At 70.1% G+C, this 13,593-nt stretch carries 14 protein-coding genes and 1 tRNA gene; 5 read left to right on the forward strand and 10 right to left on the reverse strand.

Translation table 11 applies throughout. The features are described from left to right. Positions 1 to 93: 93 nt before the first annotated feature. The 5 genes from ncot_RS12295 to ncot_RS12315 form a co-directional block, all read right to left on the reverse strand. Positions 94 to 969, reverse strand: a complete 876-nt coding sequence (locus ncot_RS12295) for a histidine phosphatase family protein (RefSeq protein ID WP_240937887.1) — start codon at positions 967 to 969, stop codon at positions 94 to 96. Beyond that, positions 966 to 1,616, reverse strand: coding sequence for a C4-type zinc ribbon domain-containing protein (locus ncot_RS12300; RefSeq protein ID WP_240937888.1), 651 nt, complete (start codon positions 1,614 to 1,616; stop codon positions 966 to 968). Before ncot_RS12300 ends, ncot_RS12295 begins: the two co-directional genes overlap by 4 nt. A gap of 144 nt (positions 1,617 to 1,760) precedes the next feature. Further along, the gene (locus tag ncot_RS12305; protein WP_168617873.1) at positions 1,761 to 2,879 is read right to left on the reverse strand and encodes a Nif3-like dinuclear metal center hexameric protein; all 1,119 of its coding nucleotides are present in this window, start codon (positions 2,877 to 2,879) and stop codon (positions 1,761 to 1,763) included. Positions 2,880 to 2,970: 91 nt separating this feature from the next. Next, positions 2,971 to 4,566 (reverse strand): ABC transporter permease, encoded by a 1,596-nt coding sequence (locus tag ncot_RS12310; RefSeq protein WP_168617874.1) that lies wholly within the window; start codon positions 4,564 to 4,566, stop codon positions 2,971 to 2,973. Then, on the reverse strand, positions 4,563 to 5,483 hold the full coding sequence (locus tag ncot_RS12315; RefSeq protein WP_168617875.1) for an ABC transporter ATP-binding protein: 921 nt from the start codon (positions 5,481 to 5,483) through the stop codon (positions 4,563 to 4,565). Before ncot_RS12315 ends, ncot_RS12310 begins: the two co-directional genes overlap by 4 nt. A 74-nt stretch (positions 5,484 to 5,557) precedes the next feature. Between ncot_RS12315 and ncot_RS12320 the strand changes: the two genes are divergently transcribed. From ncot_RS12320 to ncot_RS12335, 4 genes are all read left to right on the forward strand, one after another. After that, positions 5,558 to 6,022, forward strand: a complete 465-nt coding sequence (locus tag ncot_RS12320) for a MarR family transcriptional regulator (RefSeq protein ID WP_168617876.1) — start codon at positions 5,558 to 5,560, stop codon at positions 6,020 to 6,022. Positions 6,023 to 6,079: 57 nt separating this feature from the next. Next, positions 6,080 to 6,421 (forward strand): hypothetical protein, encoded by a 342-nt coding sequence (locus tag ncot_RS12325; RefSeq protein ID WP_168617877.1) that lies wholly within the window; start codon positions 6,080 to 6,082, stop codon positions 6,419 to 6,421. Between the two features lie 78 nt (positions 6,422 to 6,499). Then, positions 6,500 to 7,924 carry a HAMP domain-containing sensor histidine kinase gene (locus ncot_RS12330; RefSeq protein WP_240937889.1) on the forward strand — a complete coding sequence of 475 codons (1,425 nt, stop codon included), beginning with the start codon at positions 6,500 to 6,502 and terminating at the stop codon, positions 7,922 to 7,924. Further along, on the forward strand, positions 7,909 to 8,577 hold the full coding sequence (locus ncot_RS12335) for a response regulator transcription factor (protein WP_168617879.1): 669 nt from the start codon (positions 7,909 to 7,911) through the stop codon (positions 8,575 to 8,577). Before ncot_RS12330 ends, ncot_RS12335 begins: the two co-directional genes overlap by 16 nt. 153 nt (positions 8,578 to 8,730) lie before the next feature. On the opposite strand, the gene ncot_RS12340 is transcribed toward ncot_RS12335, so the two are convergent. From ncot_RS12340 to ncot_RS12360, 5 genes are all read right to left on the reverse strand, one after another. Then, the gene (locus tag ncot_RS12340) at positions 8,731 to 9,612 is read right to left on the reverse strand and encodes a serine/threonine-protein kinase (protein WP_168617880.1); all 882 of its coding nucleotides are present in this window, start codon (positions 9,610 to 9,612) and stop codon (positions 8,731 to 8,733) included. Positions 9,613 to 9,626: 14 nt separating this feature from the next. Next, positions 9,627 to 10,079, reverse strand: a complete 453-nt coding sequence (locus tag ncot_RS12345) for a hypothetical protein (RefSeq protein WP_168617881.1) — start codon at positions 10,077 to 10,079, stop codon at positions 9,627 to 9,629. A gap of 179 nt (positions 10,080 to 10,258) precedes the next feature. Beyond that, the gene (locus ncot_RS12350; RefSeq protein WP_168617882.1) at positions 10,259 to 11,791 is read right to left on the reverse strand and encodes an AMP-binding protein; all 1,533 of its coding nucleotides are present in this window, start codon (positions 11,789 to 11,791) and stop codon (positions 10,259 to 10,261) included. A gap of 164 nt (positions 11,792 to 11,955) precedes the next feature. Continuing rightward, positions 11,956 to 12,030, reverse strand: a tRNA-Val gene (locus ncot_RS12355). Positions 12,031 to 12,205: 175 nt separating this feature from the next. Then, positions 12,206 to 12,670 carry a peroxiredoxin gene (locus ncot_RS12360; protein ID WP_168617883.1) on the reverse strand — a complete coding sequence of 155 codons (465 nt, stop codon included), beginning with the start codon at positions 12,668 to 12,670 and terminating at the stop codon, positions 12,206 to 12,208. Between the two features lie 79 nt (positions 12,671 to 12,749). Between ncot_RS12360 and ncot_RS12365 the strand changes: the two genes are divergently transcribed. Then, the gene (locus ncot_RS12365) at positions 12,750 to 13,538 is read left to right on the forward strand and encodes a septum formation family protein (RefSeq protein ID WP_168617884.1); all 789 of its coding nucleotides are present in this window, start codon (positions 12,750 to 12,752) and stop codon (positions 13,536 to 13,538) included. Positions 13,539 to 13,593 lie beyond the last annotated feature (55 nt).

Genomic DNA, 13,593 nt, shown 5'->3' on the forward strand with positions numbered 1-13,593 from the left:
GTTGGCCGGACGGGGTCGGCCGGACGGGGATGGCACCCGATGCACGGTCGGAGCTGGCAGTCAGCAGACACCGACCACGCCCGCAACAGGCAGTCAGGACCGCGAGGGTGGGAGGACGTCAGCCCCCGGGCGGGCGTTGTAGAGGCGCATCGAGCCCATCGGCTCATCACCGGCGGGGCCGCCTGCGAAGAACGACAGCACGGTGACCGACGCGGGGGTCAGCTCCATCCGGTAGACCGCTTCGAGCGGCGCACCGACCACGTGCGAGACCAGCGTCTTGATCGGGGTGACGTGGCTGACCACCACCACGGTCTGACCGGCGTGAGAGTCCAGCAGCCGGTCCAGGCCGGCCAGCACGCGCACCTGGACCTCGCGGAACGACTCGCCACCGCCTGCAGCCACGTCGAGCGAGCCCAACCAGGCGTCGAGGTCGTCCTGGTACTTCTCGGCGACCTCGCTGAAGGTCAGGCCGTCCCAGGTGCCGAACTCCATCTCGGCGAACCCGGGCTCGACCTCGATCTCGTGACCCAGCTCGGCGGCGATGATCTCCGCGGACTCGAGGGTGCGGCGGACGGGTGAGGCGATCACTGCGTCGATGTCGGCGGCGATCGGCTTCAGCCAGGCTGCGGCGGCGCTGACCTGCTCGCGGCCCTCATCACTCAGCCCGGGGTTGGAGCTGGCCAGTCCGCCGGAGAAGCGCTTGTGCTTGGTGTGGGGCGTGACCCCGTGACGGACCAGGATCACCGTGGTGGGTGGGCCGCCCGGGCCCGACCAGCCGCGGTGTCCGGCATCGGCAGTGGTCGCGCTCGTGCCTGCGGACGACTCACCGTGGGCTGTTGGCTGACCGGAGGTCCGGGTCGACCCCGGTGACCGTGTCGGGTCCTCGACCTCCTCGATGACCGAGTCGGGCTCTTGCGTTCCCGTGGGCTCGGCACGGCCCGACTCCGGGGCGCCGGGCGGCTGGGTCACAGGCCGGACTCGCTGGTGCGGACCAGGATCCGCGAGCACTCCTCACAGCGCACCACGTCGTCGACCGGCGCCTTGGCGATCACGCCGAGGTCGGCAGCGTTGAGACGCATGTTGCAACCACCGCACTGACGAGCGCGGAGCGCTGCGGCGCCGACACCCTGCTTCTCACGGATGCGTTCATAGAGACCGAGCAGGTCCTCGGGCAGCCCGACGACGGCGGCCTCACGCGCGGCGATCGCCGCCTTCAACGCGACCCCCGTCTCGCCCGCCTTCTCGTCACGCGTCGCGGCCAGCGCGGCCAGCTTCTCCACGACACCGGCCTCCTCGGCCTCGGAGCGGACCAGCTCGGCCTGGGCCTCCTCGAGCTTCTCCATCACTTCGAGCTCGGCGTCCTCGAGGTCGGTGATGCGTCGGTCGAGCGACTCCAGCTCGTGGTTCATCCGCTGCAGGTCCTTGGGGTTGGAGATCAGCCCCTGCTCGATCCGGCCACGGTCTCGCTCGCGACGGGTCCTGACCTGCTCCACGTCGCGATCGGCCTTCTTCTGCTCACGGGTCAGGTCGTCGACCAGGATCCGGGCGTCGCGCACCCGGTCGTTGAGGGCACGCTGCGTCGACTCGATCGCAGCGATCTCACGGATCTCCGGCAACGAGGACAGCTGGTGGCGCAGCTGGGCGACCCGTGAGTCGAGCTCGGCGACGTCGAGCAGCTGCAGTTGGGCGGACGGATCGGCTTTCAGCGTGGGCTCCTCGAATGCGGATCGCAGGTGGATCAGGTGTGGGCGGCGTTTGGGTCAGATGCGGAAGGTCCAGGGATCCGTGCGAATCTCGCTCACACGGGAGTCCACCGTATCCCCCAACGCCTCGGCCAGTCGCGACTGGACCACCGGAAGCCACGTCGACTCCGCAGCCCAGTGGGCGACGTCGATCAGTGCCGGACCGTCCTTCTCGAGGAACTCGGCGGCCGGGTGGTGGCGCAGGTCGCTGGTCAGGTAGACGTCGACGTCGGCGCCCGCCATCCGGTCGAGCAGGAAGTCACCGGCTCCCCCGCAGACTGCGACCCGGCGTACGACGCGGTCGGGGTCACCGCCCACGCGCACCCCCTGCTCGGTCTCGGGCAGGGCCTCGGAGACGACTTGGGCGAAGTCGCGCAGCGTGGTCTCGTCGATGGTGCCGATGCGACCGGTGCCGGTGGCGGAGTGGCCCGGGTCGGCGAGCTCGAACACGTCGTAGGCGGGCGTCTCGTAGGGGTGGTTGGCCAACATCGCCTCGACCACCGCCGTGCGCCGGTGGCGGGGCAGCACGGCCTCGATGCGGTGCTCGTCGACGATCGTCACGTCACCGATCGTGCCGATGGTGGGCTCGGCGCCCTCCAACGGGCGGAACCGACCCTGGCCGGTGGTGGTGAAGTTGCAGTGGTCGTAGTTGCCGATGGCGCCCGCGCCGGCATCGGACATCGCGGCCCGGACCGGCGCCGCCCCGTCGGCCGGAGCGAAGACCACGATCTTGTCGAGCGGCTCCGCGGGCGCGGCCAGGATCGGGGTGAGGTCCTGCAGACCGAGCACGGTCGCGAGGGCCTCGGAGACCCCGGACGCGGCCTGGTCGGCGTTGGTGTGCGCAGTCAGCAGCGCACAGTCACCCTTGACCAGGGTGGCCAGCGTGCGGCCCTTGGCCGTGGTCGCCGGGAAGCCGTGCACCGGCTTGAGGAACAACGGGTGGTGGCAGACGAGCAGGTCGGCGCCCCACGCGACGGCCTCCTTGGCCACCTCCTCGGTGGGGTCGACCGCGAACATCACCTTCTTCACGGTCGCCGTCGGATCCCCGTGGACGAGTCCGACGGCGTCCCAGCCGTCGGCCGTGTGCGGCGGATACCAGTCGTGCAGGAGATTGACCACGTCACCCAGAGTCGTCATGGGGCTCAGGCTAGTGGGGAGGCGGCCCACGGCCCACGGGCGGCCCGGCTCACCGGCCCGACCCACGGGCAGTTCAGTGAGGCGCGCGTGATCAGCGCAGGTCGCGACGGCGCAGCCCGAGCACCCCGACCAGCAGCAGGAGCGCCCCCACCGCGAGGACGCCGGCGTAGGAACCGGCCTCGAAGGGCTGGGCGGGAACCAGGGCCAGGTGGGAGAAGGGAGACAGGTCGACCAGCCAGTCGGGGAACTCCAGCAGCTGTCCGAACATCATCACCACGGCGCAGAAGCCGAGCGCCAACCAGGCCAGGCCCGCCCAGCGCGGCACCAGGCCGACCAGCACGACGCCCAACCCGATCAGGACGAGCACCCCGGCACCCGCGGAGGCCGGTGCCACCGCCAGCCGGGCGAACTGGTCCCACTTCCCGGTGACGAGGCCATAGCCGGCGCCCAGCCCGGCCCCGGACGCGATCACGACCACCACGGAGCCGGCCACGGTGACGAGGATGTGGGCCAGGATCCAACCGGTGCGCGAGAGCCCCGTGGACAGCAGCGCCTCGATCCGGCCGGCGTCCTCCTCACCCCGGGCCCGCAGTGCCGCGGAGACGGCGTACCCACCCGCGATCAGTGCCAGCATCAGCCCCGCCGCACCGTAGAAGCCGTCGACCAGGTCGGCGGCGCCGGCGGCCAGCACCTCACGCGTCGCCTCCGAGTCACCGATCAGGTCGCCGATGTCGTCACCGATGGTGCCGTAGCCGAGGCCTCCGAGGAACAGCCCGACGGTCCACCCGATGAGGCTGCCCCGGTGGAGGCGCCAGGCCAGGCCGAGCGCGCCGGGGACCCCCCACCCGGCCAAGCCGCCCGACGCCCGGGCCGGACCCGGTCGAGAGGCCCACACGCCGGAACCCACGTCACGGCGCCCGAAGACGGCGTACGCCGCCCCGACGGTCACTGCGGCCGCCACCAGCAGCACCGACGCCGGCCACCAGCGTTCGTCGGCGTAGGGCCGCATGGCTTGGTACCACCCGATCGGCGAGAGCCACGAGAGCCCGTTCCCGGCGACGTCACCGATCGCACGCAGCGCGTAGGCCGCACCGAGGACGGCGCCGACGATGCCGTACATCGCACGGGCCCCCTGCGTGAGCTGCGCGGCGACCAGTGCCACTCCGGTGAAGCAGGCACCGACCAGGAACAGACCGACGCCGATGGCCCACGAACCGGCCGCCGGGAGTCCGTAGCCCAGCAGGGAGGCCGAGGTGACGAGACCGACGACGGCGTTGGCCAGCAGGGTCACGGCCAACGCTGCGGTCATCGGCGCGTGGCGGCCGATCGCTGCGGAGCGAACGAGCTCGTCGCGCCCGGTCTCCTCCTCGACCCGGGTGTGGCGGCCGACCAGGAACATGCTCATCAGTCCGACGAGCACCGCGCCGAACGCGGTCGCCTGCCACGCGACCTGGCCCCCGGTGGTGTTCAGGGCCCGCGCCGGGCCGGCCATCGCCACGAAGGCCGCGTTCTGCTCCATGCTGGCCGCCGCCCTGTCGAACTCCGCCTGGGAGGAGTAGAGCCCGTCGACGCTGATCGCCTGGGACCAGTAGAGCAGCGTGACCCCGGCGGTCCAGCAGGCGATCGTCAGCAGGTCGCGGGCCAGGAACGTGCGCACCAGGACGGCTGCTCCGGTGACCGCTCTCACTGGTCTGCCTCCGCCGGCTCCTCCGAGACGTCGACCTCGTCGCCGTAGTGGCGCAGGAACAGCTCCTCCAGGGTGGGTGGCTGGCTGGTGAGGGTGAGGATGCCGAACTGGCCGAGCCTGGCCAGGGCCTCGCCGAGCCGCTCGGAGTCGACCTCGAACTCGACCCTGGTGCCCTCCACGACCAGTGCGTGGATGCCGTCGAGTCGGTCCAACCCCTTGGGCTCGGCAGCGAGCTGGGCCGAGACCGCCGTCCGGGTCAGGTGCCTGAGGTCGGCCAGCGTCCCGGACTCGACCACCCTCCCGGAGCGGATGATGCTGACTCGGTCGCACAGTCGCTCCACCTCGGCGAGGATGTGGCTCGACAGCAGGACACTGCGGCCCTCCTCGCGGAACTCGTCGATGCAGGCCTGGAAGCCCGACTCCATGATCGGGTCCAGGCCGGAGGTCGGCTCGTCGAGCATGAGCAGCTCGACGTCGGAGGCCAGGGCTGCGACCAGGGCGACCTTCTGCCGGTTGCCCTTGGAGTAGGTGCGCCCCTTCTTCGTCGGGTCGAGCTCGAAGCGCTCGAGGAGGTCGGCGCGACGCTTCTCGTCGAGCCCCCCGCGCAGCCTGCCCAGCAGGTCGATCACCTCGCCACCGGTCAGGTTCGGCCAGAGGTTCACGTCGCCCGGGACGTAGGCCAGCCGTCGGTGGAGCTCGGCGGCCTGGCCCCACGGGTCTCCGCCCAGCAGCGAGACCGAGCCGGCATCCGCGCGCAGCAGACCGAGCAGCACCCGGATCGTGGTCGACTTGCCCGCCCCGTTGGGTCCGAGGAAGCCGTGCACCTCGCCGACCGCCACCTGCAGGTCGAGTCCGTCGAGGGCCGTGGTGTGGCCGAACTTCTTCACGAGGCCGGCGATGTCGATGACGTTGCCCATGCTCCCGACGCTACTCCGAATTCACAGATTCGTGAACTCTCCAAAATCTGTGAAACTTCGACTATGCTGCCCCCATGAGCCAGGAGACCAAGGCCCGCTTCGTGGAGGACCTTGCCGCCATGCTGACCGGCATGGGCTTCCCGAGGATGCCCTCCCGGGTGTTCGCTGCGCTCCTGTGTGCCGACAGCGACGACCTGACCGCGCGCGATCTGTCCACCAGCCTCAAGGTGAGCCCTGCCGCGATCAGCGGGGCGGTCAACTTCCTGGCCAGGATCCGGCTCATCCACCGACGTCGTGAGCCCGGCGAGCGAGTCGACCGGTTCTCCTTGGGCAGCGACCTGTGGCTGGGCCCGGTGACGATGGAGCTCGAGGGCTATGCGGCGATGGTCGGCGTGCTCGACAAGGCACTGGCGGACGGCGCCGTCACCGGCGTCGCCGCCGACCGGGTCGACGAGACCCGCGACTTCTTCGACTTCATGGTCCAGGCCCTGCCGCGCCTCTACGACGAGTGGCAGACCGCCCGCTCCACGGCCGGATGAGGGTTCTCTCATGTCCGTCTCATCGATCACCCACACACGTGCGGAATGCTGGTCCGCATGAGGAAGACATGGATGGCGATCATCGGGCTGGCCCTGGCGCTGCCGATGGTGGCGTACGTCGCGGGGTCGCTGGTCGCGGCCGGCGACGAGCCCGGCGACCACTCCCCGATCCGGATCGTGGAGCAGTCCACCGGCCCCTCCCCGTCCGGCGAGCCCACGAAGCCGAGGCCGAGCCAGAAGCCGACGCAGAAGCCGACCGAGCACGACGACGACGATGACGACGACGGGCCGGACACGATCACCGTCAGCCCCGACGACCTCGACGACGATGACGACGACAGCGGCCGTGATCGCGACGATGACGACGACGACCACGGTGACCACGGCGATGACGACTGACTCCGTGCCCGGTGAGGTGGGATGACACCGACACCCCGGCTCCGCTCCCGAGACGCCCGACGAACGTCGGGCGTCTCGGTGCGTGTTCGCATCACCGCCACGGTTGCCGTGCTGGTGGCCCTGGCGCTCGCCTCGGCCGGCGGCATCATCTATGCGCTGGAGTCCGCGCGGCTCGAGGCCGCGGCCCAGAGCCAGGCCGACCAGGAGGTCGCCGAGTTCCGCACCCTCCAGGAGGCCGGCCCCGGATCGTCGGCCCCGACTCCGGGCCAGGAAGGCTTCCGCTCGGTGCGCGACCTCCTGCGGGTCTTCCTGGAGCGCAACGTGCCGGGTGACAACGAGCTGTTCGTGGCCTGGAGCTCCGACCGGTCGGTCTACGTCTCCACCTCGCGGCATCGCACGTTCGCCTCGACGGAGGAGTTCGCGGCGGCCGTGCGCCGGAACCTGGACACGGGCGGGGTGGAGCACCTGGAGTCCACCTTCGGCGAGCTCCTCCTCACGGTGCAGCCGGTGCGGGGCCAGCAGTCCGAGGGGGCTCTCGTGGTGGTGACGTTCCTCGAGGACTCCCGCGCCGAGCTGAACCAGCTGATCCGCACCTACCTGATCGTCTCGCTGCTCTCCCTCGGGCTGATCACCGCACTGGCGGCGTGGCAGGCCGGCCGGTTGCTGGCACCGTTGCGGGAGATGAACGAGACCGCCCGCGAGATCAGCGGCACCGACCTCACCCGACGGCTGGCTGAGAAGGGCAACGACGACATCACCGCCCTGACCCGCACCGTCAACGACATGCTGGCCCGCCTGGAGGAGTCCTTCACGCACCAGCGGAAGTTCCTCGACGCCGCGGGACACGAGCTGAAGACACCGTTGACGATCCTCCAAGGCCACCTGGAGCTGCTCGACACCGACAACCCGAGCGAGGTCGCCGAGACCCGGGCGCTGCTGCTCGACGAGATCGACCGGATGTCACGCCTCGTGGGTGACCTGATCCTGCTGAGCAAGAGTGCCCGTCCGGACTTCGTCACCCCACGGCCGGCGGAGGTGGCCGTCCTCGCCGGCACGGTGCTGGCCAAGGCCCGGGCCCTCGGGGTGCGCGAATGGGTCGACGAGACCACCCCCGTCCAGCCGGTCGACCTCGACGAGCAGCGAATCACCCAGGTGCTCCTGCAGCTGGCCGACAACGCGGTCAAGCACACCCGTCCCGGGGACACCGTGGCGATCGGCTCCTCCGACGACGGCGACCGGGTCCGGATCTGGGTCCGCGACACCGGCCACGGTGTGCCTCCCGAGGACCGCGAGGTGATCTTCGACCGGTTCACCCGCGGCACCGTGCTCCCGGGCGACGAGGGCTTCGGCCTCGGGCTCTCCATCGTGCGTGCCGTGGTCGACGCCCACCACGGCACGGTCCACGTCGAGGACGCGGAGCCCCGCGGCGCCCGCTTCGTCATCACGCTCCCGACCAGCTCCCACACCGTCGTCCAGGAGGACCACGCATGGCCCGCATCCTGATCATCGAGGACGAGGCGCGCATCGCCTCCTTCGTCGCCAAGGGACTCACCGCCGAGGGACACCAGACCACGGTTGCCGGGGACGGCCACCACGGCCTGGACCTGGCCCTCGGCGACGACTTCGACCTCGTCGTGCTCGACATCGGGCTGCCCGGCCTGGACGGCTTCGAGGTGCTCGACCAGCTGCGGTCGCAGGGATCCCGGGTGCCGGTGATCGTGCTGACCGCGCGGGACTCGGTGACGGACACGGTCTCCGCCCTCGAGGGCGGGGCCGACGACTACATGCCGAAGCCGTTCCGCTTCGCCGAGCTGCTGGCCCGGGTCAGGCTGCGCCTGCGCCAGGGCAACGACCAGGGGCCCGGTCTGGAGGACCTGCTGGAGGCGGGCGGCGTACGCCTCGACCTGCGCACCCGACGGGCCTCGGTCGACAACACCGACATCGAGCTGTCGGCACGCGAGTTCACCCTGCTGGAGATCTTCCTGCTCAACCCCGGGCAGGTGCTCTCGCGCGAGCAGCTGCTGGACCACGTGTGGGGCTTCGACTTCGACCCCGGCTCCAACGTGGTCGACGTCTACGTCGGCTACCTGCGCAAGAAGCTCGGCGCTGCACGCATCGCGACGGTGCGAGGGATGGGCTACCGGCTCGTCCCCTGAGCGCTCGCGGTGCAGCCACCGGGTCGCGACCACGCCACGACCTCATCCGGCGCACGTGCACGATCGTGAGAACCGCGCAGCCGACCGGGGCACCGCGACAAGTCAGCGCACCGGCCAGCGCGACTGGCCGGCGCAACCGGGCACCGCACCCGGTCAGCGGACCCTGAAGCCAGCCAGGTGCCCCCGCGGCTGGCGCTCGAGGACCGGCTGCAACGTCTCGGCGATCTCGTGCGGAAGCGGCCGGTCCTGCGGACGCCGCTCCAGGGCGGCGTACACGACCTTGGCCAGCTCGTCGGGCACCCGCTCGGGCAAGGCGCCCGGTTCCTCGACCAACTGCGGCCAGGTCTCCTCCGGCACCGGTGAGCGTCGGTCTCCCCGGCTGAACGGCAGGCGCCCACTGACCGCCTCGAACAGGGTGGCACCCAGGCCCCAGACATCACTGTCCGGTCCGGGGCGTACGTCGTCACGCGGCGTGCACTGCTCGGGCGCCATGTAGGCGTCGGTCCCGATGGGGTGTCCGAGCTCGGCGGCCGCATCGATCGTGCGCGCCACCGAGAGGTCGATCAGGCGGGCCGGCGCCCCCATGATGATGTTGCTCGGCTTGATGTCGAGGTGCACATGGCCGATGTGGCGCAGGTAGTGCAGGGCGGAGGCGACGTCGATCGCGAGCGGCAGGTACTGCGCCTCCTGCAAGGGGCCGTAGCGACGAATCAGGCTGGAGAGCCTTGGTCCGTCGATGTGCTCCAGGACGACGTGCGGGCGGGGCCCCTCGTGCTCGTGGCGCAGGCCCCGCACCACCACCGGATGATTGACGCGGGCCAGGGCGGCCACCTCTCGGCGCAGGCCACGCTGCGCCGAGCTGTCCTCGACCTGCCCCGGCCGCAGCACCTTGACCACGACCGGCGAGAAGGTGATCTCGTCGAAGGCGAGGTAGGCCTCGTAGGCCTCGCCGCCGCCGAGCAACCGCATGGCGGTCAGGTCCTCGGTGATCGGCTCGCCCTCGCCCAGGTGCCAGCTGTCGCGTCGCTCATCCATCGTCGTCACCCGTCTCAGCGGCGGCTGTCGTGGCGCGAACGGTCGTTGGTGCGGTTCGCCGACCAGTCACGGTCGGACGCCTGGCCCTGCTTCACGCCGTCGCGCGTCCAGTCGCGGGTCTTGTCGCTGCGGCTGTGGTCGCGATCGCGGCTCATCCTGGTGAAGTTGCTGCGGGTGTTGTCGTTGGTGGCGCGGCTGAGGCCCGTGTTGCGGGACTGGCGCGACACCTGCGAGCGGGTGTCGCGGTCGTTGGTGTCGTCGTCGTCATCGTCGTCGGAGACGAGCACCAGGTCGGGCATGTCGTCGTCGCGCTTGGCGACGACCTGGTCGCCACCCTTGTCGCCACCCTTGTCGTCGCGCTGGTCGGAGCCCATCGACACCGCCGGCGCCTGCATCGCGATCAGGCCCCCGGCCACCACGCCCGCCAGGCCGGCTGCGGTCACGGAGAAGGTCTTCTTGACGTTCATCGCTGTTCCTCTCATCGAGGACTCTCCGGTGAGGAACGAGAGTCCGCTTCGGTTGACGAGAGGAACGTTGCCGGGCGCCGGTGAGCCGGGCGTGAGGCCCGGATGAGAGCTGTCTCATCCGGGCTGTCTCACCCGGGCTGTCTCATCCGGGCTGTCTCATCCGGGCCTGCGCGGCCGGGTCAGTTGACCTGGCGGTCCTGGCCCTCCCAGTAGGGCGCGCGCAGCTTGAACTTCTGCAGCTTGCCGGTCGCCGTCCGGGCCAGCTCGTCGCGGAACTCGATGGAGGTCGGGGCCTTGTAGCCGGCGGCCTTGTCCTTGCACCAGGCGATCAGGTCCGCCTCGGTGGCCTCCGTGTCGGGGGCCAGCACCACGAGCGCCTTGATCGTCTCGCCCCACTTCTCGCTGGGCACGCCGATCACCGCGACCTCGGCGACGGCCGGGTGGGAGAAGAGCACGTCCTCGACCTCGATGGAGCTGACGTTCTCACCGCCGGTGATGATCACGTCCTTCTTCCGGTCGGCGATGGTGAGGTAGCCGTCGTCACCGACCACTCCCCCGTCTCCGGTGTGGAACCAGTCCCCGGCCAGGCACCGCTCGGTCTCCTCGGGGTTCTGCCAGTAGCCCTGCAGCACGACGTTCGACCGGGCCAGCACCTCGCCCTGGTCGTCGGTCGACAGGCGTACGCCGATCGCGGGCGCGCCGGCGCGCACCAGCTTGCCGGCGCGTTCCTCGGTGGACAGGTCGTCCCACTCGGCGCGGGTCCGGTTGATGGTGAGCAGGGGCGAGGTCTCGGTGAGGCCGTAGATCTGGATGAACTCCCAACCCAGCTCGGTCTCGACCCGCGCGACGGTCTTGGTGGGCGGCGGGGCGCCGGCCACGATGATGCGCACCTTGTCGCGACCGGGGATCTCGCCCTCCCAGTCGGCCGCGGCCTCGAGGACGGCGGCCACGACGGCCGGGGCGGCACACATCACGGTGACGCCGTGCTCCTCGACCCGGCGCAGGATCTCGGCACCGTCGATCTTCCGGATCACCACCTGCGGCACGCCGAGACCGGCCATCGCGAACGGCATGCCCCAGCCGTTGGCGTGGAACATCGGGAGCGTGTGCAGATAGACGTCCCGGTCGGTCACGCCGGCATGCAGCCCGAAGGTCACCGCGTTGACCCAGATGTTGCGGTGGGTGATCTGCACGCCCTTCGGCCGAGCCGTGGTGCCGGACGTGTAGTTGATGCACGCGGTGGCGTTCTCGTCGGGCTCCCACGGCTTCGGCTCGACGCCCTCGCCGGCATAGATCTCGTCGTCGTCACCGATCACGAGCTTGAACTCGGCCTTGACGTCGGCAAGGGTCTCCTCCAGCTCGGGGTCGACCAGCAGCATGCGGGCACCGGAGTGCTCCACGATGTAGGAGACCTCGTCGGGCCGCAGCCGGAAGTTGATCGGCACCAGCACGCGACCGTGGCCGGCCACGCCGAAGAACGAGGTCAGCAGGCGGGCGCTGTTGTGGGAGACCACCGCGACCCGGTCACCGAAACCGATGCCCAGCTCGTCGAGCTTCGCTGCCTGGCGCTTGGCGCGCGCCGCGATCTCCGCATAGCTGAGCGTGCCCTGCGAAGGGGCGGGCTGGTCGGGTTCGTCAACGACCCCGACACGGTCGCCGTAGACCGTGGCGGCACGGTCGATGAAGTCAGCGATCTGGAACTGGACGAGCATGAGGCCTCCATCACAAGTGTTGTGATTTCCACCTTAGCCACTGCCGGAGGGTGCCGGACCGCGTCGACGATCCCGCATCGGCGGACGGTCGGATCCGCGCGCCGAACGGATCGACGTGGAGATCGACCTGGAGATCGACACGGAGATCGACGTGGAGAAGGACGTGGTGGGCGCAGAGGGGATCGAACCCCCGACATCTTCCTTGTAAGGGAAGCGCTCTACCGCTGAGCTATGCGCCCCGGAGCGCGGCACAGACTACGCGACTGGGCGCCGGCGACGTGAACCGCGGGCAAATGAGAGCTGCGGCCGCCGGAGTCTCGGGTCTCCGGCGGCCGCAACACGCACAGTCTCACCCGAGCCCGCCGGGCTTGTCCCGCAGATCCCGAAAACTCGCGGAGATTTGCTCACAGTGGTCTAGGCCAGCGCCTGCAGCTGCCCCAGGTGCTCGTCGAGGTCGCGCCCCTCGGGCATGGCGTTGTGCACCGCCCAGGAGATGCGCCCGGCCTTGTCCACGACGTACGACGACCGCCTGGGGCAGCCCTTGGCCTCGTCGAAGACGTCGTACGCGCGCGACACCTCGCCGTGCGGCCAGAAGTCGGAGAGCAGCGGGAAGTTGAGGCCGTCCCGGTCGGCGAAGGCGCGCACCGAGTAGATCGGGTCACACGAGATCGCCACCACCTCGGTGTCGAAGGTGAGGAACTCGTCGAGGCGGTCACGGATCCCGGTGAGCTCGCCGGTGCACACGCCGGAGAACGCGTAGGGGTAGAAGAAGAGGGCCACGGCCTTCTTCCCACGGAACGAGGAGAGCTCGACGTCCTGGCCGAACTGGTCACGCAGAGTGAAGTCCGGAGCGTCGTCGCCCACTTGCAGAGATGTCACCGGGAGCCTGTCCTAGGATTCGGGTTGTTCACGACCAAGGGGGATGTTCATGTCTTACCGCCATCTTCGCACTAGCGCTGTGGCGCTCGTGTGTGGGCTGCTCCTGCTCGTCTCCGGATGTGGCGAGGAGCAGGCGAGTGAGCTCAACGCGGAGATGGGTCCGTCCGCGGCATCACCCACGCCCGACTCCGACCCGCTCGCCGGCGCGCCCACCGAGGGTTCCTGCTACCGGCTGAACGACAGCCAGATCAACGCCCCGACGAGCTCGAGGAAGCCGCTGTCGGACTGCTACTCCCGGCACAACACCTACACCTACCTGGTCGGCATGTTCCCCGAGGGAACGACCAGCTCCGACACGCAGCGGGTGCAGAACCAGTGCCAGAAGCACCTCGCCACGGCGACCGGGCTGACCCAGGACGAGCTGGTCGGCACGGTCCTCGAGTGGATCTGGTTCGAACCGACCACCAAGCAGTGGAGTGCCGGCGCCCGTTGGTTCCGCTGCGACATGGTGGCCCGGCTCAACGACGAGACGTTCCGGCTGCCCGAGACCACCTACCTCACCAACGAGTTCACCGACGGCATCCCCGACCAGTACGCCCGCTGCATCACGCCGGGACCCGACACCGACGGTGACGGCCACGAGGACGCCAAGTACCTCACCTGCGACAAGCCCCACCAGTACCGCTTCGCCGGCTCGTTCGAGGGCAAGGGCACGAAGTACCCCGGCGAGAAGGCGCTCCAGGCGATGACCGACGAGCGGTGTGCCGAGCTGACGCAGACCAACCAGTGGTGGGCCACATGGCCGCGCCAGACCTACTGGGAGAGCGGACACCGCCGGATGTCCTGCTACAAGATGTCGAGCAGCTGATCAGCCGTCAGTCCGGGCCGACGCCTTCGTCCCGCCCGGTCTGCTGAGCAGAGCT

The organism is Nocardioides sp. JQ2195, from assembly GCF_012272695.1.
Taxonomy (GTDB): Bacteria; Actinomycetota; Actinomycetes; order Propionibacteriales; family Nocardioidaceae; genus Nocardioides.

What these genes read in the sequence shown, in the direction of transcription:
- ncot_RS12325 (WP_168617877.1), top strand. Translation starts at nt 6,080, where the DNA reads ATGAGGAAGACATGGATGGCGATCATCGGGCTGGCCCTGGCGCTGCCG.
- ncot_RS12320 (WP_168617876.1), top strand. Translation starts at nt 5,558, where the DNA reads ATGAGCCAGGAGACCAAGGCCCGCTTCGTGGAGGACCTTGCCGCCATG.
- ncot_RS12315 (WP_168617875.1), bottom strand. Translation starts at nt 5,483, where the DNA reads ATGGGCAACGTCATCGACATCGCCGGCCTCGTGAAGAAGTTCGGCCAC.
- ncot_RS12335 (WP_168617879.1), top strand. Translation starts at nt 7,909, where the DNA reads ATGGCCCGCATCCTGATCATCGAGGACGAGGCGCGCATCGCCTCCTTC.
- ncot_RS12345 (WP_168617881.1), bottom strand. Translation starts at nt 10,079, where the DNA reads ATGAACGTCAAGAAGACCTTCTCCGTGACCGCAGCCGGCCTGGCGGGC.
- ncot_RS12305 (WP_168617873.1), bottom strand. Translation starts at nt 2,879, where the DNA reads ATGACGACTCTGGGTGACGTGGTCAATCTCCTGCACGACTGGTATCCG.
- ncot_RS12350 (WP_168617882.1), bottom strand. Translation starts at nt 11,791, where the DNA reads ATGCTCGTCCAGTTCCAGATCGCTGACTTCATCGACCGTGCCGCCACG.
- ncot_RS12340 (WP_168617880.1), bottom strand. Translation starts at nt 9,612, where the DNA reads ATGGATGAGCGACGCGACAGCTGGCACCTGGGCGAGGGCGAGCCGATC.